Source organism: Sphingomonas sp. IW22 (assembly GCF_041321155.1).
In the GTDB taxonomy this organism is placed as follows: domain Bacteria; phylum Pseudomonadota; class Alphaproteobacteria; order Sphingomonadales; family Sphingomonadaceae; genus Sphingomonas.
Map to the genome: position 1 here is coordinate 74536 of NZ_JBGGWB010000006.1, position 26074 is coordinate 100609.

Annotated in this window: 20 protein-coding genes; 10 read left to right on the plus strand and 10 right to left on the minus strand. The window is 60.9% G+C overall.

Features of this window, described 5'->3' with window-relative positions:
* Positions 1–161: 161 nt before the first annotated feature.
* Positions 162–2102 carry a cadherin-like domain-containing protein gene (locus ACAX61_RS16950; protein WP_370715912.1) on the plus strand — a complete coding sequence of 647 codons (1941 nt, stop codon included), beginning with the start codon at positions 162–164 and terminating at the stop codon, positions 2100–2102.
* Between the two features lie 216 nt (positions 2103–2318).
* Positions 2319–3386, plus strand: coding sequence for a cellulase family glycosylhydrolase (locus ACAX61_RS16955; RefSeq protein WP_370715913.1), 1068 nt, complete (start codon positions 2319–2321; stop codon positions 3384–3386).
* On the opposite strand, the gene ACAX61_RS16960 is transcribed toward ACAX61_RS16955, so the two are convergent.
* The 3 genes from ACAX61_RS16960 to ACAX61_RS16970 form a co-directional block, all read right to left on the minus strand.
* Positions 3335–4666, minus strand: a complete 1332-nt coding sequence (locus ACAX61_RS16960) for a hypothetical protein (RefSeq protein WP_370715914.1) — start codon at positions 4664–4666, stop codon at positions 3335–3337. The genes ACAX61_RS16955 and ACAX61_RS16960 overlap by 52 nt on opposite strands.
* Before the next feature lie 40 nt (positions 4667–4706).
* Complete coding sequence (locus tag ACAX61_RS16965; protein ID WP_370715915.1) at positions 4707–5813, minus strand: acyltransferase family protein; 1107 nt, start codon at positions 5811–5813, stop codon at positions 4707–4709.
* Between the two features lie 385 nt (positions 5814–6198).
* A complete protein-coding gene (locus ACAX61_RS16970; RefSeq protein ID WP_370715916.1) occupies positions 6199–8193 on the minus strand; it encodes an acyltransferase family protein in 1995 nt (664 codons plus the stop codon).
* A gap of 558 nt (positions 8194–8751) precedes the next feature.
* Here ACAX61_RS16970 and ACAX61_RS16975 point away from each other — a divergent pair.
* Positions 8752–9738: a glycosyltransferase gene (locus ACAX61_RS16975; protein WP_370715917.1), complete on the plus strand. Its 987-nt coding sequence runs from the start codon at positions 8752–8754 to the stop codon at positions 9736–9738.
* Positions 9739–9775: 37 nt separating this feature from the next.
* Here the strand turns inward: ACAX61_RS16975 and ACAX61_RS16980 are convergent, their stop codons facing one another.
* The 4 genes from ACAX61_RS16980 to ACAX61_RS16995 all read right to left on the minus strand — a co-directional run bounded on the left by ACAX61_RS16980 (position 9776) and on the right by ACAX61_RS16995 (position 14653).
* Complete coding sequence (locus tag ACAX61_RS16980; protein ID WP_370715918.1) at positions 9776–10666, minus strand: P-loop NTPase family protein; 891 nt, start codon at positions 10664–10666, stop codon at positions 9776–9778.
* A complete protein-coding gene (locus tag ACAX61_RS16985; RefSeq protein WP_370715919.1) occupies positions 10663–12042 on the minus strand; it encodes a GNVR domain-containing protein in 1380 nt (459 codons plus the stop codon). The genes ACAX61_RS16980 and ACAX61_RS16985 overlap by 4 nt, the downstream gene beginning before the upstream one ends.
* A complete protein-coding gene (locus ACAX61_RS16990) occupies positions 12039–13403 on the minus strand; it encodes an AAA family ATPase (RefSeq protein ID WP_370715920.1) in 1365 nt (454 codons plus the stop codon). Before ACAX61_RS16990 ends, ACAX61_RS16985 begins: the two co-directional genes overlap by 4 nt.
* Before the next feature lie 128 nt (positions 13404–13531).
* Complete coding sequence (locus ACAX61_RS16995; RefSeq protein WP_370715921.1) at positions 13532–14653, minus strand: GumK N-terminal domain-containing glycosyltransferase; 1122 nt, start codon at positions 14651–14653, stop codon at positions 13532–13534.
* Between the two features lie 187 nt (positions 14654–14840).
* Here ACAX61_RS16995 and ACAX61_RS17000 point away from each other — a divergent pair, with 187 nt between their 5' ends.
* The 5 genes from ACAX61_RS17000 to ACAX61_RS17020 all read left to right on the plus strand — a co-directional run bounded on the left by ACAX61_RS17000 (position 14841) and on the right by ACAX61_RS17020 (position 20673).
* On the plus strand, positions 14841–15749 hold the full coding sequence (locus tag ACAX61_RS17000) for a glycosyltransferase family 2 protein (RefSeq protein ID WP_370715922.1): 909 nt from the start codon (positions 14841–14843) through the stop codon (positions 15747–15749).
* Between the two features lie 92 nt (positions 15750–15841).
* Positions 15842–17020 carry an outer membrane beta-barrel protein gene (locus tag ACAX61_RS17005; RefSeq protein ID WP_370715923.1) on the plus strand — a complete coding sequence of 393 codons (1179 nt, stop codon included), beginning with the start codon at positions 15842–15844 and terminating at the stop codon, positions 17018–17020.
* Positions 17021–17037: 17 nt separating this feature from the next.
* Positions 17038–17817 (plus strand): polysaccharide biosynthesis/export family protein, encoded by a 780-nt coding sequence (locus ACAX61_RS17010; RefSeq protein ID WP_370715924.1) that lies wholly within the window; start codon positions 17038–17040, stop codon positions 17815–17817.
* Positions 17818–17890: 73 nt separating this feature from the next.
* Positions 17891–19435: a lipopolysaccharide biosynthesis protein gene (locus tag ACAX61_RS17015; RefSeq protein WP_370715925.1), complete on the plus strand. Its 1545-nt coding sequence runs from the start codon at positions 17891–17893 to the stop codon at positions 19433–19435.
* Between the two features lie 113 nt (positions 19436–19548).
* Complete coding sequence (locus ACAX61_RS17020) at positions 19549–20673, plus strand: glycosyltransferase family 4 protein (protein ID WP_370715926.1); 1125 nt, start codon at positions 19549–19551, stop codon at positions 20671–20673.
* Positions 20674–20689: 16 nt separating this feature from the next.
* Here the strand turns inward: ACAX61_RS17020 and ACAX61_RS17025 are convergent, their stop codons facing one another.
* From ACAX61_RS17025 to ACAX61_RS17035, 3 genes are all read right to left on the minus strand, one after another.
* Positions 20690–21583 (minus strand): glycosyltransferase family 2 protein, encoded by an 894-nt coding sequence (locus ACAX61_RS17025; RefSeq protein WP_370715927.1) that lies wholly within the window; start codon positions 21581–21583, stop codon positions 20690–20692.
* A gap of 138 nt (positions 21584–21721) precedes the next feature.
* Complete coding sequence (locus ACAX61_RS17030; protein WP_370715928.1) at positions 21722–23683, minus strand: M10 family metallopeptidase C-terminal domain-containing protein; 1962 nt, start codon at positions 23681–23683, stop codon at positions 21722–21724.
* Positions 23680–24141, minus strand: a complete 462-nt coding sequence (locus ACAX61_RS17035) for a hypothetical protein (RefSeq protein WP_370715929.1) — start codon at positions 24139–24141, stop codon at positions 23680–23682. The genes ACAX61_RS17030 and ACAX61_RS17035 overlap by 4 nt, the downstream gene beginning before the upstream one ends.
* Positions 24142–24328: 187 nt before the next feature.
* On the opposite strand from ACAX61_RS17035, the gene ACAX61_RS17040 reads away from it, so the two are divergent.
* Positions 24329–24922 (plus strand): serine O-acetyltransferase, encoded by a 594-nt coding sequence (locus tag ACAX61_RS17040; RefSeq protein ID WP_370715930.1) that lies wholly within the window; start codon positions 24329–24331, stop codon positions 24920–24922.
* 253 nt (positions 24923–25175) lie between these two features.
* Complete coding sequence (locus tag ACAX61_RS17045) at positions 25176–25955, plus strand: hypothetical protein (RefSeq protein ID WP_370715931.1); 780 nt, start codon at positions 25176–25178, stop codon at positions 25953–25955.
* Positions 25956–26074: the final 119 nt, after the last annotated feature.

Here is a 26074-nt window from a genome sequence, read left to right on the forward strand (position 1 = left end):
ATGCGAAAAGCCTGCCCTTTCCCCCACGGTATTGCATTGTCCAGCGAAACAGGAGAAATAGTTAACGCGGCATTGATGAGTCCGTCACTGTCGCGTTTTACTGTCATTTCCAGTTGCGTTTCTGCGTTGAGCGTTACCCTCATCGAGAATGGAGGACGGCCATGTCTTTGAACGCGAACTATACTTTTGTAGGCAACGGGAACTGGTCTGTTGACGGCGTCGGGGGGCAGGCATCGGGCGGCGGCATCGTATCGGCGGTCGTGCCCGAAGGATCCCGGGTCGAGGCAGCCTTTCTTTATGGTTCAACCTATATTTCTGGCACCGTGAATTCCGCGACGCTTTCGCTGGGCGACGACATGCTGGCCATCAGCGACTTTGATGCCCTTGGCGTCAGCGGCCCGGCCAGCCTGCAGGGCTATCGTGCCGACATCACCACGTTTATCCGCGAGGCGGTGGGCGATGGCGACGATGGTATCTTTGACTTCAATCTGGGCGGTATCAACGGCCTTAACGTCGATGGCTTTGCGCTTGTCATTGTCTATTCGAACCCCGACGAAAGCTTGCGGACGATCGCGCTGCTCGATGGGTTCAGCAATCCAGACGGCGACGAATTCGCGCTCGGCTTCGACGAACCCGTTGATACCGATCAGGATGGGTTTGAAGCGCTGCTGTCGCTCGGCATCGGGTTCGGGTTCCAGGGGAGCGAACAATATTCGCGGGTTACGGTCGACGGCCGCCCGCTGACGACATCTGCTGGCGGATCGGATGATGGTCAGGCGGCCAATGGTGGATTGCTCACGATCGGCGGTATCGGCGACGATCCCGCCAATCCCGATCCCGGCGCGCTGCCCGGCGGGGATCCGCGAACCGATGACGAACTGTATGATCTGGCGCAGGGCAATTCGGTCAATGCCGCCCCCTTCCTTGCCGATGGCGCGGAAAGCATCTCGGTCACGACCCTGAACCCGTCGGACGACGACAATATCTTCTTTGCCGGGTTCAACATCACCGCGGTCGTTGCGGTCGACACCGATGAAAACGATGCCCCCGTCGCGGCATCGGACATGGTCACCGTGCTTGAAAACGGGATGGTGATGATCGTGCCGCTCGCCAATGATTTCGACCCCGACGACGGCGACAGCTTCGCGCTCAGCAGTTTCGACGCAAGCGGCTTGGTCGGGAACCTGACCGACAATGGCGACGGCACCTTCACCTATGACCCCAGTGGCGCCTTTGATGCACTGAACGCGGGCGAGAGCGCAACCACCAGCTTCAGCTACACGATCACCGACGGCGAATTGTCGAGCAGCGCGACCGTGACCATCACCGTCAACGGCGTTGGCGGCGACACGCCCCCGCCCGGCACTTGTCCGACGATCGACCGCCCGGGCACCGTCGACGGGTCGGCCGCGGCCGATCAGATGCTGACCGGTGCCGACTATCACAACAGCTTCTTTTTCGGCGACGATGACAGCGGCGACGACAGCATCACCAATTTCGCTGCCGACGACATCATCGTCACCGACGTCGCGCTGCGGGATGGGAACGGTGATGGCATCATCGGCTTCGGCGGAAACGGGATCCTCAACACCGCATCGGGCAGCGTTGCGATCACCGGTGTCAGCGCGTTGCGCTTTCTGGGCGAAGCGTGCGAAGGCAGTTTCGTCTATGCCGATGCCGCGGTTCGCCCCGATGGCGCGCAGGAAGGCAATATCCTGTCCAACGATGTCCTGTCGGGCGACGCCGCCGATGCGATGGCCGACATCTTCCTCTTCGACACCGCGCTCGACCTGTCTCTGGGCGACGATACGATCGCCAATTTCGGCGCGAACGATATTCTGGTCACCACCACAAAGGTCTTTGACCGCAACAATGACGGGACGATCGGCTTCGGCTCGGACGGGATCCTTGACCTGCCAGGCGGGGTCGGCGGCCCCGGCGATCCAGGATCACCGGGTGAGGGGGGTATGGTGACGATCACCAACATGATGGGCGGAGCCGTCTTGGCGCTCGAATATGACGGATCGGTCGAACGCGATGGCGTGACCTATTATGTCTACAGCCTGTCGGGATCCCCGGCCGGACTGGATACGCTGGACTGACCCTTCACTCACCGGCGAGGGGGGCGATCGGCCGCTCCCCCTGCCTTTGCAAGCCGTTTGTTGCGCGCCTTACGACGAAAGGGGGCTGTTGTTCCCTGCCGCCAGCACCTAGACTGGCCGGACCGGGCATTCTGGGCGCCAATCGTGAACGGAAAGATCATGCCGCAGCACGCATTTCGAACGCCTGCACAGGCCGCGAAGCGACGGCGGTGGTTCGTGGCAATAGCCGGCCTGATAGGCTGCGCCACGGTAGGCGTGGGAATACATGGCGCAACCGGCATGGATGATTCGCATCTTATTGATGATGAGATATCCGATGGCGCTCGGCCGCCGGCCCGACCGGCTTCCCCACCCCGTTTTGGCATCAACCTTTCCGGAGCCGAAGCGCGCGGCGGCGATGCGATCCGTCCGACGCTCGCCGACCTGAAGAACGCCATCGATCGACAGGGCTTCAGGCTGATCCGTTATCCCTTCAAGCGTGATCGCATGACACGGGAGCGTATCGGCGAGCTGAAGACACTCACCGACTACGCCCGTTCAAAGGGCGTGCCGGTCATATTGGACAATCACAGCTTCACGTGGCTGCCGGTCCACGAACAGGTTCATTGGTGGACGCAGTTCGCACGTCAGTTCCCGGACGACGGCACGATCCTGCTTGACCTGAACAACGAACCCAAGGGTGTCGACTGGACCCGCTGGGGCACAGAAGCAAAGCAGGTGATCGCCGGATTGCGGGCGAACGGCATTCGCCACCCCATCCTGCTCGAATGGCCCGGCTATTCTTCCATCACCCGGTTCGACAAGAAGGAACCCAAGGGCAAGCGATGCGAAAGCGCCGCCTGCGCGCTGGAACGGGCACCGGGTGAATTGGATCCGATCCACCGCACCTTCCTGAACGGACATCGATATTTTGATGCGGACGGTTCGGGCACAAAGGGGTCATGCCTTCGGCGCAATGGTACGCCACGGACCAGCAGCGGCTTTTCCAGCTTTGCCGCACAGTTACGCAAGCGCGGTTGGCAGGGCTATATCACCGAAAGCGCTTTCGGCAGCCATCGCGGCATACCACAGTCTTGCGAGGCTGTTGGCCACGATGCCCTTACCGCCATCCGAAAGAATGGTGACGTTTTGAAAGGCGTCACATGGTGGGGGGCAGGACGCATCTGGCCGGATCGCTATCCCTTCAAGATCGACTGCTCCAAGGACCAGCGCCTTTCCTGCCCCCCCTCCGATTATGTCAGGGCGTTGCGCGGATCACTTGGCGCAACTTCGACCGATTTATGAATCAGCTGCCCCAGCGGGCGCTGCGGCGTCGCCGCTGATCGCACGCGCGACCGGACGGGCAGGGACGCCGTCTGCGCCGCCAGATTTCCGACCGTCAGCCACAACAATGCCGATGTCTTCATCGTGAAGATCGCAGTGCCGCCGATCAGCAACCACGCCCAGACATAGACATTGGCTGCCCAGCGAATGCGCTTCTGCGTGTCCGTCTGCATCGCCGGCATGATATTCATATATGCCCAGAACAGCATCAGGCCAAAGATCGTCGACGATGCGATGATGAACACATAGCCGCTGTCATATGCGCGCCGCGCGGCGCTGAGCGACCCCAGCAACAGGGTGCTAGCATCCATTTCCTTCAGGTCCACCACCGTAATCGCCAGACGCCCCAGCAGGTCGTCGGAACGCGAACCATCGGGTCGGAATAATCCCACCAGGATGAACGCCCCGGCTAATACCGCCGGGCCGACTAGCCAGGTCGCACGCGCCGGCAGGCGATGAAAAATGAAATATCCGGTTATAAAGATGAATACGAGCGCGGAAGAAGCTCGCGTATTGTTAGTAACAAGGATGCCCAAGATAAGAATAACCGATATAACTTTCTGGGCTACACTTATTCGGCTCCAGTTACCCATAATGTAAATCGTCAAGACGGCTGAAAACCCTGCCAGAGAAACCTGCTCCAGAAAAATGGAAGACGTTCTTGGCCCGTCGTAAATACCGTAAGTGAAACGCTCGCTATAACCCAAAGCCCCGGCAAAAAGGCCAGTATCATTATATTCGAATGCTTCCCCCCCTCTGGTCGCGAGAAAATATTGTTCCGGCTGAAATATTAAAACATATCCCTGTAAATAGCATATTTCAAGCAATAGGAACAATGCAACAGCAATAGTTGCGACGAATACGCCTCGGTGGAATTCCCTTTCTCCTGAACTGAAACCCAGCGCGGTGAATGAAACGATGATAAGGATGTTGCGGGTCACATCAGGAAAAACCTGCTCGTTGATCAGCGATATGAACAGCGAGATCATGACGAACGGCAAGATGAACAAATACGACATGACGACATATTTTCGAATGCCGTTCCGGACGCTCCACACCATTGCCACGCCAATAATCAGAATTTCGCAAGCAATTGCCATGGGCGTGCTGACTCTGAACGCAAAGGCGTTAATGAAGGCCAGAACAGCGTTATAGCCGATCGCCGCCAGCAAAAGCAGCGGGGTTACAAGCTGCCGGCAATCCCATTTCACCGCTTCATCTGCAGGCCGTTCATTCGTCACTTTGGAAGCCCCTTGCCAGTCCGACCGCTACATTCCACCATCAGGCTGTTGCTGTTATCGTCGGCTGTCCCTTGCGACTGGCAAACTGGCCAACAAACAGGGTCAGCGGTTTCTCGACCAAAAAATAGGTGGCTAGTCCAACCAGGATCGACCCCATAATTACGATTCCGATAAAGGGCAGCGGGTGGTCGATCGAGGACAGGAAAGGCAATTGGGCAAACAGCACGCGGCACGCGGCCACGACAAAACCATGGGTCAGATACAGGCTGTATGAAGCGTCGCCAAGCGTCTGGAGCCATGGCAGACAGGCTACCAGCCCACGGCGTTCGGCCAAGATCGCGATTCCAACAACGGACAGTGCCGGCAGCCCGTACCAGATCATCTTCGGCTCACCCGCATTATACCAGTCGGCAAGAAGAAGAGCGGTCAGCGCAGCCAGCCAAAGCATGGCAAATATCACTGTCTGACCAATATGAGGAATCAAGATAGGCGAATCGGATTGTTTCCCGACCACCGCCGCCAGCACCATGCCGAACCAAAATTCGAACAACAGCGTCGTTCCATAAAATGACAGTGGCGTATTCCTGCCGGCGAAAAAGGTGCCAATGATGAACGCAACGCAGATCATCAGCATCAGACCCATTAATCGCCACCGAACGCCAAAGGGCAGCAGGAGCGCGAACAGAAGATAGAAGAACATCTCCATGTTCAGCGTCCAACCCGGCACCAACAACGGGGTCAGCACTTGCGTTTGATGAGTCGCGGACGCCGGATTGGGCCAAGGTATAAAGAACAGCGATGCCAGAAAGTGGGTCGGTTCAAATTTAGTCGATCGCATTATTCCAGGCGCCGTGAGGGAAAACCCCACAGCGACCAACGAGATAAGCCAGTAAAGCGGCACGATCCGGATGATCCGCCGCTGCATGAACTGTAACGGCCCAAGCTGGCGACCTGAGGTGGTTAGCCACATGACATAGCCGCTCAGGACGAAGAAAATATCAACCCCCGCCGCACCGAAGCTGGGAAATGCCACGGCACGACCCGGCGCCTGAAGCTCCGCATGAAAATATACGACAAGCAATGCCGCGATAGCCCGAAGATACTGAAGCGACAGGATCGTCCGGCCCGGCGCAGGCTTCTGCTTCATCGACACGGAGCCGCGGAGCAGGTTAGGCGCTGCAATGCCCGCCCATCCCCTGCGGTGGGTCGAACGGCAAGCCTTCCACAGGCTGGGCCGGTTATTGATATCCTGCCACGAGACATTCCAGACGACATAAGCCCGCGTTTATCGAAAAGCTTTGCTGTTGGGAACGCGGATAAGGTCTCAACGCCAGGGCTCAGGCCGATTCGCGCTACCATGTTGGCAGAACGCTGAATATTACCGTGGTCTGTACAAAGACTCATCGTTAACCCTTTCCGGCTGAAACGACCGGTGCATCGAACCTACTGGCAGCCGCCGCGGACAAGGTCACGGCCTATCCCCCGCATGTTGCATGGATGGCCTCGCTTCCGCCGCACCTGCACGAATTGCTTCACCGCCTGACACCGGCCTGCCGGGACGCGGTGCGCTGTCGATCGACAGCGGCCATGATCGGCGTCAGCGAGCTGGCAAGATAGGGGGTCAGCGTCCGGACAAACGTATTCGTCATGTGATGGCGGTCCGAATACATGACGATATTGCCCGCGACCACGGGGCACCGGTCGTCAGGACAAAGATGGTCGGTCAGGTCGAGGAAGTGGGTCCGGGGATCGCGTCGGACGTCTTGGAACGGGCTCGTAGCGGCGAATGCATCCGACCTGGCGATCGTGCAAAGGTCGCTGTCTGGGCCGTTGATCTGAACACATTCAGGAATGTCGTTGCGGAACCATGGATTGTCTCGGATCGCGACGACATGAATGCCAAGCGGCGTCAGCCTAGCCCATCGCTCTGTAAATTGGGGCACGACATGTTCACGTGAACCGTCCTTGCCATGGGTCGCAGTCGTGAAGACGATGTCGGGCTTGAGCTCGATGAGCTTGGTCATCAGGTTTTCGTTCCACCGCGCACAGGAACGGTCGATTTTAGACGTACCGGCTCTGGGCGTGGCGAAAACGCAGCCGCTTTTGGTAAAGGTTACCATGCGCCACCCCTGCCTGGTGACGATCGGCTCCAGAGCGGAATAATAATGTGCGCTATGCGACCCACCGACCAGCGCCAGCACACGCCGGGCGCCGGGGTCACCGAACGTGCAACCAATCAGTCCCGGTTTGTCCATTTCCTGATGGCATTTTTTGGCATAAAGTGGCGAGACGTCGCGCTTCATCCACAACGGGCCGGGCCTGATCGGCACTCGTCCATCCGCGGCGAAGTAACGGCCATCGAACACGGCGGCACCGGGATAGCGGTCAGAATCGGGCTTCTCCAGCTTGTCCGCCAATATCGCCTGCGCGGTCTGGTTCTTCCATGCACCATCGCCAAGCGTGATGACGGCGACCGCAGCTGCCCCGACCGCGATCGTGCGCCACGGTTGGTCCTCCCGAACCTTTGAGAAGGGCTTTTCGACAAGGCGGGTGGTCAGCCAAGCAAGCATGACGGACGCCACCAGAATCGCCGATCCGGCCGCGAACGAAGTCTGCGTCTGATAGGTTACGGTCAGGAACGCGATGAGCAGCGGCCAGTGCCACAGGTACAGCGCATAGGAAATGCCGCCCAGCCAGTTCAGCGGCTTGATCGACAGCAAGCGGCGCACGCTGAACCGGTGCTCGCCTTGGCCGCATAAGAGGATTAACGCCGCGCCAAGCGTGGGCCACAACGCGGCATAGCCCGGAAATATCGTCGACACCTGCAACAGGATGCCGCAGCTGATCACCAGAAACAGCCCCAGCCATCCACCGATCAGCTGGACAACCGCGGACAACTGCACGCGCGACAGCAACACGGCGGTAAGACCGCCCAGCGCAAACTCCCATATGCGCGCAAAAGTGTTGAAATAAGCAACCGGCTGATTGGTCGCGGTCGCATAGACCGAATAGGAAAACGAAAGGGCGAACACCGCGGCCAGAACCAGTATCGCCGCGCGTTCCCAGTTGCCTGCGCTGTTGCGAACGACAAACCCGGTAACCGTCATCGTCAGGCACAGCAGGACCAGCGCCTGCACCTGCGCCGACATTGCCCAGTAATGCTGCAGCGGGCTGGCTACCTCGTCCCGGGCCAGATAGTCGACCGCCGACCATGCCAGATACCAGTTCTCGACATAGAAGGTCGAGGCCAGGACGTGGACGACATGGGTCGACCATCGGGTCTGCGGCATCCAGAACGGTGCGGTTGCCAGGACGACCGCGATCACGAACAGCGACGCTGGCAGCAATCGCTTTACGATCCGCCCAACGAACGCGACAAAATCGACCCGGCCGCTGGCGCGAAGTTCGCGAACCATCGATCCGACCAGCAGAAAGCCGGACACGACGAAAAACACGTCGACACCGCCCGAAACCCGTCCCACCCAGATATGGAATGTCGCAACCAGAAGCGCGCCGATCGCTCGCACGCCCTGAATATCATCTCTACGATTCTGACGCGGGCATGACACTGCCGCCATGAGGCCCTCTAACCGTATATCAGTTGCGCCTGATATCGTATCGTCGATTTATACGATACGACTCTCAATGCTTGCATTGCATCGTAATGGTACAGTTCGCATTGCAGAAGAAGGCTCAACCCGGCTCTGCAACCGGCCAACCTCAGTGGTATCGTCGGTCCAAGGGCGGTTCAGTTGCGAATGGGCTGCCTTAGCTTCCCATGACTAGACGTTCTTGCGCCCGAAAACCCGATTTAGTTCACGCTTTGTTACAGCGCCCGCCATGTCGTTCGTTTGTGATCCGTTCACGCAAGTGCGACGCATGGAGGTACAGTCGTTTGGCGTGTTCGAAATCAGACTGCCTCGTCACCAGATGTTCAATCCGCCGGTCTGACACCAAATTTCGGGATAGGTCAGGACAGTAACCCGTTCCAAAGCACAACTGCGTTGGCAAGCGATTTATGACCCGGTTTACCGTCTTGACCGCGTTCTGTATCCGGTTGCCGTATCCAGGTATTAGGAGCCTCAATGCCAGCATTCCCGCTCGTTTCCGTGGTCAGCGCCTTCTACAATCGCGCCGATCGGGTGGCGGAATCAATCGGCAGCGTGCTAGCGCAGGACTATCCCGCGCTTGAGGTCATCGTCGTCGACGATGGTTCACGCGACGCGACCGCAGCCGAACTGCGCAAGCTCGACGATCCGCGAGTGACCGTCATTAGTCGCGAAAACCGCGGTTTTGTTGCATCAATGAACGAAGCGATCGCGCGCAGCCGAGGCGAATTTGTCGCCGTTCACGGGTCGGGCGATCTGTCGCTACCAGAGCGGATCGCCCGCCAAGCCCAAGTGCTGATCGAGCACCCCGATGTCGGCGTCGTCGGATGCTGGGTCGACAATGACGAGACGCACGGCCCCGGATCACGCGTTTTCAAGGCGCCCCGCGGGCGTGACTTTCATGCCACGCTGATGTTGCGCGGGCTGTTCACCCATGGCGAGGTGATGTTCCGCCGTGCTCTGTTCGACACGGTCGGCGGGTATCGCGATTTCTTTCGATATGCGCAGGATCGAGACCTATGGCTGCGCATGTCGCGGCTGTGCGACTATGATATCGTGCCCGAGATACTGTATCGCCGTTACAAGCCCGCCGGCGGGGTCAGTGCCGATCCCGAAAAGCTGTTGCTGCAATCCTATCTATCCGATTTTGCGGTGCAATGCGCGCGGATCGTTGACGCCGGTGACCGCGATCCGATCGAGCGCCATGGGGCGCTTGCGGCATTCATGCGCCACCCCTCGCCGGTATTTGCGCGCAAGCTGGCTTGGTTTGGCGCTCGGATGATGGTGGAAGGCGATGTCGAACGGGGTTGGCCAATTGTCGGGCGCGCCTATGCGGAACATCCCAGTCGGCAGGTCCGCATGATCCATGCGCTTGCCGCACTGCACGACCGGCCCTTGTTGTGGCGGCGCGTCGGCCAACCCGTACTTGCGCGGCGATTGCGTCAGTTTCGCGAGGTGCACTGAAGGGGCGGCACCGCCGCGCCCTTCACCTTTGCGCTTGTTACCGGACGATGATACTGCCCATCAACGGCACTTCATTGGCGTCCAGACGATCGCTCAGCGCACGCACGCCGCTCATCGAGCTTCGTTCCCGCTCGACCAGCAGAAGCGCTCCGTCGGCGCCACGCGCGATGGCGGCGATAATATCGGCGGGCTGATTGCCGGCATCAATGATCGCAAAGCGATACCCCGCCCGCATGGCGCGAAGCTGATCGACCAGCGACACGCGCTCCACCGCTTCGCTCAAACCCGAAATTGCCGGGCCGGATGCGACCAAATCGAGATTGGGAATAGCCGTGGGCACCGCGCTTTCGTCGCGTGCGCCGCCGCCGGTCAGAAGCGTCGTCGCGCCTTCCGCCGGATCGACGCCGAACAGCGCATGCTGGGCCGGGTTGACGAAATTGGCATCAACGATGAGACCGTGCTGGCCCAACTGAGCAAACAAGGTCGCCAGATTGGCCGCCACGCCCGCGGTATCGTCGGTGCCGCAACCGGCTAGCACGATGACCGGCATCCTGTCGCTGTCGAGATCGAGCACGGTGAGCAGCGTGGAACGCAGCTCGCGCAGTCGCACCGAAAGCGGTTCTTCTGGGTCATAGGCGGCGACGATCGCACGGCTGATCCCTGCGGTATCAGGATCGACTAGCTGCCCGGCCTCTACCCGACGCGCGAGGGCCTGATTGAACACCTCTGGCTCGACCAGACCGAGATCGACGGCAGCGTTGCCGAAACTGGCGCCGGTGCGGGCCTGATATTGAGCGATGCGATCCAGATCGTCCGCACTCAGCGCATTGGTGTCGATGAGTGAGGGGTCGGGGGCGGCGCCATCGCCAACCCGGTGCGTGCGTGCGTGGACGCCGCCTGTCGAATGAGTGCTCGAACGCAGCTTCATGATGCGGCTCCCGACGCCGGCAGAGCCAGTAGTCTGGGTCCGCGATTGAGATCTGCAAGCACAGGCGCGCCCGTCAGCGACACCAAGCCGCCGACCGTCCGTACGCGGGGGTTACGCCATTCGAGGAACAGCGCCGTCACCACCCCGACGAACAACCCGGCGAGCAGGCCCAGCAGGACGCGCAGCGCGACATTCGGGCTGGACGGCAGTGCCGGCGGCACCGCCCGGTCGAGCAGGCTGACATTGCTAAGCGGAATTTCGCTCTGCAGACGCACTTCGTTCAGGCGCGTCGTCACCGCGTCATAGGCGTTGCGCGCGGTATCAACGTCGCGCTGAAGCACGGCCATCTGATCCTGCACGCCCGACAGGCGAAGCACCCGTTCACGCTGGCCCTGCACCAGGCTGCGCAGGCGGGCCTCACGCGCACCGGCAGCGGCGCTGGCGGTCTGGATCGCTGAAACGGCGGTGCCCACGGCCTGTGCCCGGCGCGCGCGCAGTTCGGCAAGCTCGGCATTGGCCGACACGATCAGCGGATGGTTCGGCCCCAACGTCTGGCGAAGCTGCTGGAGTTCGGCCGACTTGCCTGCGATCTGGCCGTCCAGCCCCTGAACCACTGCCGATTGCTGTGCATCGGCCGATCCGCCGACATTGCTGCCCGCCTTGGCACCGGCCTGCGCCGCTTCGGCTTGGGCGGTCGTCAATTGCTGCGTCAGTTCGCTCAACTGCGCTTGTTCGATGTCGAAGCGACCAGCCCCGACAAGCCCATGCTGCTGCTGAAAGCGCGTCAGGCGCGCCTGTGCCTGCTCAAGCCGGGTGCGCGCTTCGCCTATCTGGCTTTCGAACCATTGCGAATAGACGCGGGCCGGATCGATCCGCAGTTGCAGCTGGGTCTGGACATAAGCCTCGGCAAAGGCCGTGGCCATGCGCGCCGCCAGTTCGGGATCCTCGCTCTTGTAGTTGACGGCAAGCACGCTGGTGTTGCGCGTCGGCAGAATTTCCAGCGCAGAAGGGGAAGTGATGCGGCGGCCGATCCATTCGCGGATCGGCAGCTGGCTGCCCGATTTTTGATAACGCTCGACCAGTTCGGGATTGCGGTCCAGCCCCATATTGCCGACCACGCGCTGGGCGACGAACACGCTGCGGATGATGTCCGCCTGCGTCCCCAGCAGTGCCGCAGACTTGGTCTGGGCGCCGCCGCCCGAATTGCTTGAGACCGGGTCCGCCTGTTGCAGATCGAACAGTAGCGTCGCCGATGCGTTGTAGGTCCGCGGCGATGCCCAGGTCCAGATGCCGACGATCGCCAGCACGACCAGTGTTGCCAAGGCAATCATACGCCAGCGCGCACGCAATGCTTCGACATAATCCCAAACGTTCATCGGTCATCCCCTTTGCCAGCGATGCTCTGGCTGGTCTTTTTGTTCCAGCGCTGCCGGGCGCAAACCGTCAATAGGAACTGAGGCGCCAGCACATCGTCAAAGGCCAACCTGGTCGGACTGTCCGCCGCCGTGGCGGTGGGCAACCTGCCGAGTGCCGGCGCGAGCGCCTGAACCAGTTGCGGAGCGATTGCCGGGTCCACCCCAGCCTGCTCCAACGCACCGGTCAGATCGTCGATTGTGAATTCGAGTTGCCTTGCCGCGGCTTGGGCGAACGCTTCGATCGCGGCGACGGGGAAGCGGTCCTCGCGCACCAGCGTCTCGAACAGCGCGTCGTCGCGCTGATTGGTCTCCCGCCAGCTCGCTCGCGCTCGCTCCACCCCCGACAGGACGGTTTCGGCATCAGCAAAACGCTGGTCGCGCTCGATCGCGGACAGGCAGCCATGCAGGCTAAACAGCCGCATGTGATAGGGCGATCCGCACACCAGCCAGCGCAGCAGCGACAGCGCTTCCAGATCGAATACCAGCCCGATCGCCTGGCTGGTGGTGCGAATGAAATTTTCTACCTCTTCATCGGCGATCGGCTTCAGTCCGACCGGCAGGATATGCCGCCGGACCGATGCATGAACGTCGATCAGGTCGCCAACATCGCCCGAAATGCCGACAAAGATCAGCCTCACGCGCGAGCGCATGTCCGACAAAAGCTTGATGAGCAGCGCCAGCTGCCCCTTGGTCTCACGATCCTCAAGCCGGTCAAACTCGTCGAGGATCAGGATGACATCTTCATGATCGACGCGCGCCAGCAGCGATGCGAACGAACGCGGCGTCGGCGACGCGCGGACAAGGTCGACCGCATTGGCAAAGTTATCGGCCCGCATGCCGAATGCCGCCGGCCCGATTTCGTCCAGATAAGGCAGCATCAGCTCGGCGAAATCGCCGCCGCCCGCGCAGGACAGATAGATGACCGACGCCCCCGACGCGTCAGCCATGTCGCCGAACACCCGGACCAGCGAAGTCTTGCCGCTGCCGCGCGGACCATAGATCACGGCATGCATGCCCGATTCAGTCACGGCGATGTTAAGGCTGTCCAGCTCACGCTGGCGGCCGAACAGATCACGCGGATTTTCGACGGGCTGGTTCGCGCCGAACAGGCGGATCGCCAGCATGCGGCTGCGTTCGGCGACGCGGGTAGCGCGGTCTTGGGCATGGCCATTGGGCGAGGGTGGCGGCGTCGGCGGCGCGCTTCGCGGCAGCGGCGCCTGAGCCGCCTGGCTTGCCATGCGCAGCGGGTCGGAGGACGAGACATTTTGCCTCGCCCTGCCGGTCAACCAGCCACGCAGACGATCGAACCAATCACGTAACATGGTTACCCCCTGGCAGACGCGCTGTGGCGTCCGCCCTTCCCCCGGATATGGACCTTATGGCCACTAATGACACTCGCTGATTGCCTATGGGTTAAGCTGACGCCGAACAAGCCCTGCGGCTGCAGATTTCATGCCGGTGCCGTATCGGGATAGTGTTCGGGATATAATAATCGTTCACCGATTTCGGCCCATTTCGGGAATATCACCGGCGAGACGCTACCCGCTGCGGCCAGCGCCCCGGACACAGCCTCTTCGATCGAGCCGGCATCGTCCGGGCGATAGCCGTATCGCGAGCGCACATCGCCGGTCGCAAAGTCGGGACACACCGCCGGCCGGCCCAGATATTCGAACTGCGCCAGCTTCAGGCTGGTCTCGGCGAGATATTCGACCCCCGGCGCCTGCAGATACGGCGCCACCCCAATCGTCGCATGCGCGATATAGGGCAGGGTGTCGCGAAAGGGCATCTCGTCATGGATGATCACGTTCGAGGGCGCATCGAACCGGCGCCCGCAACCGATCACATGGAACATCACGTCGGGAAAGGCCGCCGCGGCGTGGCGGAAAAATCCCTCGTCGAACAGCATTGAGCCGACTGACACCGCCGTGCGCTGACCGGCGGGGTAGGGGGTGGAGCCGACCGCCTCGAAATCCTCCGGATCGATGCCAAAGCCGATCCGTGTTAGGCGATCCGCCCAGTGGAAATCCGGCGCCATCAGCCATGATCGCATGCTGACGTGATGCACCAGCTTGGCATCGCGTTCGAGCTGCTGCTGGACAAAGGGATGCGCGCCCACCGTTTCGAGCCGGTCGGTCGCGTAATAGATGATGCGCGCACAGGGATTGAGGTGATGGATGCGCCGCAACAGGATTGCCGCCACGCTGGCCTCGACCACGACATGATCCGCCTCGGCCAGCATGGCGTCGACGTGCAGGTCGGGCAGGCGCGCATAAAGTTGGAACAGCGGCGCCATCATCCTGTCGGCGATCTTGTTGCCCGTGGCAAAGGGGTGCAGCGGCGTGCGCCACAGATAGCATTGGATGCCGTCGACGGTTTCGATCCGGTTGGCCCGATCCCATAGGAACAGGCGCGAATCGCCCTTCGACCAAGACAGCCGGCTGAACCGCGTCGACAGAAACGACACGTCATAGCCGCCACGCGCCAGTGCGCCGGCGATCTGATGGATGCTCGCCCGTTTGGCAGTGCGATAATCGTGAAAGGCCGAAATAAAGACGACCTTGCCCTTGCTCATGCGGTAGGTACTTTCCTGTATCGATCGCCTTGGAAAGGGGAATGCAGCTTTAGGTCGGGCGCGGTCAAGAGTTGGTTGCAGTGCAACATATTTGCCTGCTAATCGCGCGTTGCCTGTGCGGTGGACACGGTGCAAGGCTGACCGCACGGCCCGCGATCACCGGCGCGGCAGATCAGGGGAGACGCAGATGGACGATATCCGGGCGGATGCCGGCCACGCGCCGCTAATTTCGGTCATCATTCCCGTTTATAACGACACCGCAAGGCTTTCACTGTGCCTCGGCCTGTTGCAGGCGCAGACCATCGCCGACCGGGCCGAAATCATCGTCGTCGACAACGGATCGACCGAGGATTTGTCGGCCGTCAAATCCCGTTTCGGGACGGTCCGCTGGCTGCACGAAGCCAAGCCCGGCTCCTACGCCGCACGCAATACCGGAATCAATGCGGCGTGCGGGCATATCCTGGCCTTTACCGATTCGGATTGCCTGCCAGCCCCGGACTGGCTGGAGCAAGGCATTGCCCCGCTGATGGGCGACAATCCGCCTAGCTTTGTTGGCGGCGCCATCGATCTGGTCACGACCCGGCCCAGCGGCCTCAGCCCGGCCGAGCTGTTCGACCTTGCCAGCGGCTTTCCGCAGCACCGTTTCGTCGAGCATGTCCATTTCGCGATGACCGCCAACATGCTGACCTTGGCCAACACGATGAAGTGGGTCGGCCCCTTTGCCACGACGATGAAGTCAGGCGGCGACCGGGAATGGGGCAATCGTGCCTGGTCGATGGTGGGACCGGGCCGTTATGTCGATGCCGCGCGCGTCGGCCACCCCACGCGCTCTAGCCCGCCCGAAGTGCTGAAGCGCGTGCGGCGCGTCGCTGGCGGCGAACGCGACCGCAAGCCGGGCTGGCGCGACTGCCTGGCCTTTTGCGCCCGGCAATTGCCGCCGCCGCGGCGGGCGATCCTGGACATCGCCGCCATCAATCCCGCGCGGGCATCCTGGCCGGCCAAAGCGGGGGCAATGCTCTTTGCCTATCGCACGCGCCTGGCACTGATCCGGTATCGTCTTGAGCTGCAGTTCGGCGGCGAATCCACTCGCTCATGAAATTTTGACGCTTGGCGCCTGATAAAATATCCAAGTCAACACACGCGTCGCGACCGGTGCATTCCGGAAAGCGTGCTGGGGGGAAAGCGTTTATGGTTCGCCACTATGTAATGGGTGTGGCCGTTGCCCAGTTGGCGATGGTTGGCGCAGCCTATGCGCAGGAAAATCGTTTCGACCTGTCTGCCCGCATCGTCGAGACGTATGACACCAACACCCTGCGCTTGGGCGATTTGCGCACCGATGACCCGACAGACAATCTTGCGGTGTCCCCGCGCGTCGCTGTCGATTTCGACCGGCGTTTCGGACGGCAGCGGGCGTTCGTAAACGGCTATGCCGGTTATAATTTCAACAGCCGATTCAAGTTCCTGAACCGAGAGGATCTGGCCCTGAACAGCGGCATCGACCTGCGTTTCGGCCCGCGCTGCCAGATCTCGCCGACCGCTTCTGTATTCCGGTCGCAATCCGATCTTGAGGATTTGGGCCAGATCGTTAGCAACACCGCGACGATCCAAGATTACCGCATCCGCGCCACCTGTCCGCGTCCAGCAGGCTTTTATCCGACGATCAGCGCTGGCTATTACCGCGTCGACAATTCCGAAATTCGCCGCGAGCGCGACCAGTCGATCGTCGATGGCCGACTGGGCGTAGTGTATCGCCGGCCTAGCATCGCCGATTTCGAGCTGTTCGGGCAGATTTCCCAAATTACGCGCGCGCGCCGCGATCCCTCGCCGACCGGTCTGCTGGAAGACGAAACCGGCCTGCGCACGGTCGGCCTGCGCGTCAGCCGCGACGTTGGAACGCGGTTCGAAGCAGAAGCACAGATCGGCTATACCGATGTCGATCCCCAGGTTGTCGGCGTGCCGGGCTTTTCGGGCCTGACGTATAGCGGCAGCCTGACCTATGAGCCCTCGCCACGGCTTGGCATCACACTGACTTCCGGGCGCGCGGCCACGGCCAGGGGCAATCTGGGCACCAGCTATTATCTGACGAACAATGTCGAACTCGACACGCGCATGCAGCTCAGCGCGCGCACCTCGTTCAATGCCGGGGTCCAGGTGTCACGCCGCGATTTCCGGGGTGAGGACCGGGTGTTTCTGTTCGGCCCGCGCGGTAAAGACCGTCAGGTGGATGCGCGGGCAGGCATCGGCTATCGGGTCGCGCGCCCGATCGATCTGAACCTGTCGGTACGTTATCGGCAGCGTAATGCCGATAATGACTTCTACGACTATGACAGCTTCGCCGCGACACTGGCGGCCGGCATCAGGCTTTGAGAAACGGAGACGGCGGCATGAAGGCGTGGGAAAAATTGTCAGGAATGGCGCTGGCGCTTGCCCTGGCGGGCGGCATACCGAACGCCGCAGCACAGACGACCTGGCCCGGTTATCAACTGGGGGCCGAGGATCAGATCGAGGTCCAAATTCACGGTCAGGGTGGCGCGGTTGTCAAGACGCGCGTTAAGTCCGATGGATCGGTGACGCTGCCGCTGGTGGGTAAGGTGCGAGCCGCCGAACAGACCACACAGGGCTTGGCCGGTACGATCGAAACCGAATTGAAGCGCGGCGGATTGATGTCCAATCCGATCGTCAACGTCGAAATCCTCGAATATGCCAGTCGCACCGTCACTATGCTGGGTGAATTCGGCAATCCAGGGCTGATGCCGCTCGACCGCCCGCTGCGGCTGAGCGAAATGGTCGCGCGCGTCGGCGGACTGAAGCAGGGTGCGTCGGACAATATCGTCCTGCGCCGCGCCAATGGCACGATCGAACGCCACAACCTGACCGCCATTGCCCGCAATGAAGCACGCGACGTGGTGATGCAGCCGGGGGATTCGGTCTTCGCGACTGCGGCCCCGCAATATTACATCTATGGTCAAGTCGGGAACGCCGGTGCGTTCGCGATCATGCCGCAAATGACGATCCGTCAGGCGCTGGCACGCGCAGGCGGCCCGACGCTGGCGGGTTCGGAACGCAAGATCACACTGTACCGCGAGGGCGAGGAAAGTGACGCAGACCTGAACGCGATGGTTCAGCCCGGCGACGTCCTGTTCGTGCGCGAGCGCGTTTTCTAATTTAACGCATCGACCGGGCGCGTCGTTAGAGCGTCGCGGCCGGTCGATGGCATCATGCCCGATGGGGGAAGTGATGACCGACGACAGCCGTATCGAAACCGGCGACGCGGTTGCTTCCGCCGGGCTGCCGGGATCGATGAAGAAGAAGCTCGCCGTCGGCGCGGGATGGATGACGGGATTGCAACTGCTGTCCAAGGTCATCGAGGTCGGCTTTACCGCGGTGCTGGCGCGCATCCTGTTTCCTGACGATTTCGGCGTGATCGCCGGCGCGACGATCTTCATCCAGTTCGCATCGCTGCTGGTCGAAATTGGCATTGGCGCCACCATCGTCCAGATCCCCAATCTGACCCGCACTGACCTGCGCATCGGGGGAACGCTCGTTTTCCTTAACGGGATCGGCTATTTCCTTCTGGCCCAGCTGCTCGCGCCTTTCGCGGGAGATTTCATGGGGATTGCTGGTGTCGAACCGGTGATCCGAGTATTGGCGCTGGTATTCATCATTCAGTCGTTTGGCATCGTGTCCGAAAACGTGCTGGTCCGCGACCTTGAAGTGCGGCGGGTGATGATCGCGCAGTTGATGGCGCGCCTGATCGGCACTGGGGTGATCGGCATCGTGCTGGCGTGGCTGGGCTGGGGCTATTGGGCGCTGGTCGCCGCGACGCTTGCCGAAACGTCAATCAAGGCATCGTGGTTGGTGCTGATCGTGCGCCCCCCATTGCGTCCATTGCTGACGCGTGCGGGCGCGAAGCGGCTGATGCGGCGTGGCGCGGGCTTTTCACTGGCAAAGATCATTAACTTCATGGCCCTGCGCGCCGACAATGCCACGGTCGGCCGGACGATGGATGCCGCAGCGCTGGGCTATTATTCGCGCGCCTACAACCTGATGAATGTGCCGGCGGACCTATATAGCCGTATCGCCGAACGGCTCGTCTTTCCGGCCATGGCGCAGGTTCAGAACGAACCGGCTCGCCTCCGCAAGGCCTTTCTGCGCGGGCTGGAGCTGACGGCGATCTTCGGGCTGCCGATTTCGGCCCTGCTGGCGCTGCTGGCGCCCGAAGTCATCGCGTTCATTCTGGGCCCGCGCTGGACAGCGGTGATCGCGCCGTTCGCGGTGTTGTGTTCAGTAACCTATCTGCGTCTCGGGTCCAAGATCAGCGGATCGCTACAACGGGCCAAGGCGGCCACGGGGGCGATGATCACCAACCAGATCGTCTATGCCGCCATGGTGGTCGGTGGCTGTCTGATTGCCTATCCCTATGGCATCGTCGCGGTTGCGGTGGCGGTCAGTATCGCGGTCGTCGCCTTTTATCTGATCGTCAATTTCAACGCCTGTCGCCTGGCGGGCGTGGGGTTGGTGGATTTCGCGCGCGCCCATGCACATGGCTCGTTGCTGGCATTGACCTGCACGCTGCTGATCGCCCCGATCGCGCTGCCGATGCGCGCGGCGAACATGCCGCCGATCGCGATCCTGGCGGTGTCGGGATCGATGCTGGTCCTGTTGGGACTGGTGCTGGCCGTATGGCGGCCGCGCTGGCTGCTTGGCGATTTCGTGCTTGAACTGCTGGGCGATGCAGGCCGGTTCACCAATCGCCTGCGCAAGCGAAAGGCGCGGCAGTGAGGGCACTGGACGCCTGCGTTCCGCCCGCCACTTGTTCGGGCCGCACGCCCTTTGCTGCCCACGTTGATTGAATGAAGGAAGCTATGTTGGATCGCAGCGCAGACGGGCAGCCCATGCGGCCGCTTAGCATCACCCATGTCGTTCGGCAATTTTATCCCGGCGTCGGCGGGATGGAAGAATGCGTTCTGCAACTGGCCCGGCACCAGACTGGCGACGGCCATCAGGTTCGCGTCGTCACTGTTGACACGATTTTTGACCAACCACAGACACGAACGCTGCCGCATCAGGAAACGCATCACGGCATCGAAATCCGGCGTGTGCCGTGGCGCGGGTCTAAACGCTATCCCGTGGCCCCCGGCGTACTGGGCGTACTGGGCAAGGCCGATCTGGTCCATGTGCATGGCGTTGACTTCCTGTCTGATTATCTGGCGCTGACACAGCCGATCCATCGCCGGCCGCTAGTGCTGTCGACCCATGGCGGCTTTTTCCACACCCAGTTCGCCGGGCGGATGAAGCTGGTCTATTTTCAGTGCATCACCCGCACCCTGCTCACCCGATATGCGGCATTGGCGGCGTCGAGCCAGTCTGACCTGGAGCGGTTTTCGCAAATCCGGAAATGTAATCTCGAACTGATCGAAAATGGGGTGACGGTCGACAAATTTCGCGGTCTGGCCAAGCGCGACGCGCGCACGATCCTCTATTTCGGACGGCTTGCGCCCAATAAGGGACTGGAGGCGCTGATCAGCTGGTTTGCCGCGCTGGTGGCTGCTGATCCCGAATGGCGGCTGATCTTGGCCGGGCGACCGATGGGCGTCACCACGGCAAGGCTGCGGGCGCAGGCAGAAGCACTGGCCGTCACCGATCGGGTCGAACTGATCGATACGCCCAGCGACGCACAGATTGCCGAGTTGATCGGGCGGGCATCAGTCTATGCCTCAGCCTCGACCTATGAAGGATTTGGGCTTGCCGCGATCGAGGGGGCGTCGGCACATTTATACCCGCTGCTCAACGACATCCCGCCGTTTCGCCGCACGGTCGAGGGGCTGGGCTTTGGCCGGATTGTCGAATTTTCCGACCCTTCCACCGCGCGCCAGTTCGCGCAGGATTGGCCGAGCATCACCCTGCCCGATGGGGCGATGATCGATGCTACCGTCACCAACCGTTTTGGCTGGCGTGGTCATGTCGATGCGTTTGAGGCGCTGTATCGCCGCGTACTGGACCGCCGGCGCGCGGGTTAGGGCCGCCGGCCCGACATTATCGAACCGTCCGCCCGCCCATGCTCAGGCGGATATATTCGCCGATATCGGCGATCCCCAATGCCACCAACACCGCTTCGGCCTTGAGCCGGGTCGCGAGCGGGGCGCCGTCGGCCAACAGCACCTTCTTGCCGCGGCGACCGGTTTCGAGGCTGTTTTTGGCCAGGGCTCGGATCAGGCGCATACGCCCATGCGTTCGGTCCCAGTGGCCGCCGGTTAGCCGCCGCCGCTTTTCGAGCAGCGCGGCAAAGGTCGCACGGGTCGGATGCCGAACGATCATTTCTGGTTCGTAGAGCATCGTCCGACCCGAGGCACGGATCTTCATGCCCATGTGATGATCGCCGCCCGACTTCACCGTTTCGTCGAAACAGCCCGCTTCGACGATGGCAGCGCGCGGGCTGACCCAATTGGCCGTCGCACAGGTGCCCAATGCAGCCTGATGCTGGGGAAAGGCGACCATCGCTTCATAACATTCCGCCCATCGACGCGCTTCGCTACCGCTTTCGTTGAACAGGACGATACGGCCCGCGATCACGCCGAGATTCTGCTCCTCGACCGCGCGCGCCATCGCCGTGGACAGCCAGCGCGGATCGGGGATGCAATCGGAATCGGTGAACGCCAGATAGTCGCTGCTGGTGTTTGCGATGCCGAGATTGCGGGCTGCATAGGAACCGGGCTTGGGCTGGTGCAACACGCGCACGCCCATAGCCTGCGCGCGTACTGCGGTATCGTCAGTCGATCCATTGTCGACGATTACGATTTCGAACCGGTCGCGCGGATAATCTTGCTCCTGCAGCGCGACGATACAGCGTTCCAGCTGTTCGGGGTTGTTCCACACCGGCACGAGCACCGTGACCAACTTGTGTTCGGGCTGCAATGATCGGTATCCCATGGGTGGCTGACGGCGATGCCATAGCAAAGACGAATGATGATTGCGAATGCCACCGGAACGATTGGCCCGGATCAGGCGCATAAAAGGGAGGCGGACCCTTACCGGCCCGCCCCCGACAGGTTCGTTGGCTAACGAATGTCAAAAGTCGATGTCGCCCAAACCAACTGACGATTTCAGCGCGCTGTAGACATAATAGCGTACGCCGTTTTCCTCAATCATACCGTCGAATTCGATCGCGCCAGCACCGGCGATCGCGACCGTGCCGCCGGTGCCCGACAGGTCGAGCGTGCCGTCGCTGCCAAACCGGATGATGCCATCACCATTGCCATCGGCAAGAGCCGTGGTGGTGACAACCAGGTCACGGGCGGAGAAGCTGATGTTGTCGGCGCCCATTCCCGCAATCGGATTGGCCGTGTCGAAGAAGAAGATGTCGGTGACCTTGCCGCTGGTGCTGCCGGTCAGGACATCGTTCCCGAAATCGCTGACATGAACGACCTGTCCCGCCCCGGCGGTGGGAGCGAGGCGAGCGTCGGCATAATAGAAGATGCCGTCGACCTCACCCATCAGGCGCAGGCCAGCGCTGTTGCTGGCGCCGATCAGCCGGGCGGTGTCACCGTCGCTCGGGTCGATGCGCAGGGTCGACCCGCTCCAAGTAATGATGCCATCGCCATTGCCGTCGCGCAGGCTATTGTCGACCGCCAGCATGTCGGCGCGACCCCAGTCGGCGATAACGTCCGCGCCGGTCACCCCGGCATTGTGCAGCTCGAACACGTCGCGACCGGCCCCACCCGCCAGATTATTGTTCGCGCTGTTGCCGATCAGGCGGTCATTACCGCCGCCGCCGACCGCGTTCTCGATCACCGTACCATAAGCGATTGCGATATTGTCCTTGTACAGACCCGTTGTCAGGCCAAGGTCGGCGGCGATGTCCATATACAGGTCGTAAACTGCTTGGCTGCGCGGCGCGAGGCCCAGTTCGGCACGGTTGGCGTTGACTTCCTCCAGCGACAGAAACGCCTCGATCCCGCCACCCGATGAGAATGCGCCTTCGTTCAGGTCGATCAGTGATGGCGTATCCCAGCCCGAAAAGTCGAGCGTGTCTTCACCACCAGCGTCATAGATGGCGACAATCGGTGCCTTGTTCCGGGCAAAGTCGAATTCGGCGCGATTGGCGGTCGAATTGAAGCCGTAGACGGTGCTGTCGGTGCGGGTGGTCAGGTCCACGCCATAGATGCGCTGGATCGCGGCAATGTCATGCACCAACGGCGTGGCCGCATAGCCAAAACGCATATTCGCCCAATCGATATGCTGCGCGCCGGTTTCATAAGCGTCGAAATAGCTCATGATCGAATATTGCAGCGTATCTTGGGCATAGGCCGCGTCGTTGGCGTAGGTGATCGGATCGGGCACCCCGTCGCCATCGTCATCGTCCAGCGCGTTGTAATCGCCGGGATGGCTCAACCCCAGCGAGTGGCCCAGTTCGTGGACCATCGTCGTCTTTGCATAGAAACTGTCGTCGAGCGGGAAGAAGTTCGAGCTTACAAAACCGTCGATCCACACATCGCCGCTCAACCGGCCGATTTCCTCGAATCCATCAGGCAGATAGGCCGCATCGTAAATGGTGCCGAACGGCAGATAAGCATAGGCCTGTGCACCGCCGGTATCGGTGTTGCCGACGACGATATCGGCATTGAACGACTTGGTCTCCTGAAACGAAATGGCGACAAGATCATCCCACAATGCGATCCCTTCGCGCACCAGTTCGCGCTGACCGGCATTCAGGATCGAAAACGCTTCTTCATCGAACGCCTCGGTAAAGGCGATCGTGCTGGTCGCGTTGACATAGTAACTGTTGACCAATTCCTCGTAATTTGCCCAGAAGCCGAAATTGAGGACACCATCCGACAACTCGCCGTAATTGTCGAGATACCAGTTATATCCGGTGCGGTTCAGATTTACTGCCGCCTGACCGACGGTGTAGATCGGCTTGTCGTTGTAAGTGCCCCCCGCAAACGGATCGAGAGACAGGCTTTCCGGCGTCTCACCACCCACGCCTGGCCAGTCGCGTTCGACCACGACATCCGCAATCTTCTCGATCATTTTAAACCCTTCCCTGTTGCAAACCTTATTGTCCGACCCGGTCGGCGCGTCGTGCGCCAAGGCAGAAAGCGGTTCAGCGCGCGGCCGATAAGCGCGTCGTCATCCTCACCCGGCCGGGCGGTAAAGTGGCGCGGTACCAGCATGCCCTGCGCATCATCGAACGAGGCGGCACGTTCGGCTGACAGGGCGACCTGCGCCCGACCGGCGGTGTCGCGGCCAAACACAGCGTGTATGATCAGCGTGGCCGGGGATAATTGCCCGGCATCGTCGGTTACCGGAAAGGGCGCGACCGCTGCGGCCAGCGTCGCAAAGCGGGCGCAACGGTCGCTCCCTTCGCCTTCGCAGCGAATGGTGATGTCCCGGACGCCCTGCCACAGTGGCGCGATCTGGCGGGGCGATTCGTTCGCCGCCGCCTGAGCGGACGCGACTGTCAGAAAAGCAATCGGCAGCAAGTGCATATGCCGAACTCCGCCACGAACAGCCGGAGCATAACGTTAAAATTTCGGTAACCAAAGCGACAAAATGGACCGAACGCCCCGCATTGCACCGCAACCAGATACGGGCTGGCCGCATGTAAATTGCAATTTTTTGTTTTGGATCGAATCAAATCTGTAAAAGGGTCCGCTATCGGAGCGAGGGCTTGCAATGAACGTTGCCGACATTGGTTCGTCGCAGGCCACCGCGCTCCCGTCGCTGGCGGTCGATGTTTATGGCCAGGAGCGGTCACTCAACCTGTTGCAGGCCATCAGGCTGCTGCGCTCACATGGCGGGCGTTACCGCGCGGTGGCGCTGATCCGGCTTGCTCAGCATTTCGACCGCCCGCGACGGCGCCGGTTTCGCGACTGGGCCAATCGTCAGTTGCGGCGCGATTTCGGCTGTTTCGTGCAGCCGGGGGCGCAAATCGGTCCCGGATTGAAGCTGCCACACCCGTCCGGCATCGTGATCGGCACGGGCGCCCGCATTGGCAGCAACTGCACTATCTATCACCAAGTAACATTGGGTGGCGCACGACGCGGCGATTTCAAGGCTAATCGGTATCCCTCGGTCGGCGACGACGTCGTCCTTTATGCCGGAGCAAAACTCTTGGGCGGCATCCGCGTGGGCAATCATGTCGAAGTTGGCGCCAATGCCGTTGTGCGCTGCGACGTTCCTGACAACAGTGTCGCAGTCGGCATACCTGCGCGCATCATTTCACGCACCGCCACTTGTTACGAACAGGCGCTGCAAGCCTATTCCTGATCCACCACAGCCATTGGATTATCGCCACGCGGCAGCCGGCAGAGCCAGCGTGCGATACGCCCATGCCCCTCTTTGCACAACATAGTTGAAATATAGCTTTTATTCCATTGTATAGAATGGACAAGTTTGTGAGCCGGATTTTACAAGAGTTTGGTTGACATTTTCTTAACGGAAGCATATTAGCGCCAATTAGCGTAGCCCCTGTGTCTAAGGGCGATTGAGAACACATTCCTCGAATCGACTGGAGGCTCTAATGGCATTTCGTGATAACAGCACGCTGATTTCCACGGCGACGGTATTCAACGTCTTAGCTAATAATGCGGACGACGTTTATGATTCGGACGTGATAGGAAATGCCGTCGCTTTCGTAATCGAAAATGGTCTCGTTGGCGACGACACCTTCCTGAATTTCACCAGCAACGATTCCATCCTCAACAGCACAAAGATTTTTGACGGCAATGGCGACGGCTTTGTTGCCTTTGGCCCGAACGGCGTGCTGGATATCGATCGCACGACAAACAAGAATGCGGGGCCTGACCAGCTTCAGGTCGTCGGCGTCATCGAGCTGCGCTATCTGAATGAGAAGAGCGGCAATCACGTCTATGCTGACGCCGACACGCTGCGAAACCTGTTCGACACCTTCGGTCAGTCGAATGTCGTCGAAGGCGATGTCGGCGACGACAATATCGATCTGAGCAGTGGCGCAAAGGTGCTGCTGCATGACAATGCGTTGGGCTTGAACCTGGGCAGCGATACCGTCACCGGCTTTGGCGACGATGACCTGTTCGTTACCACCAGCCTGCTGTTTGACAACACCGGCAACGGCGTCGTCACCTTTGGCGGTAACGATGTGCTCGACACCTCGGGTGCCGAAGGTCCGCAGGAAAGCGATCCCTCGACCGGCCCGGGCGGCCAAGTCGACTTCGCCGGCATTGATGGTCTTGCCTATCTGGGCACGAACGAAATCGACGGTGTGACCTATTATTATTACGGGACAGAAACAACCACGGTTAATCCGTTCGACGAAGCCTGATCCCTCCTTCTCCGGGAAGAGGCCTGTTTCCCTGGGGAAACGGGTCTCTTTCGGTTTTCGCGGGCGAACATTGAAAAACCCCGCGCCGGTTGCCCGACGCGGGGTTTTTATTTCGATCC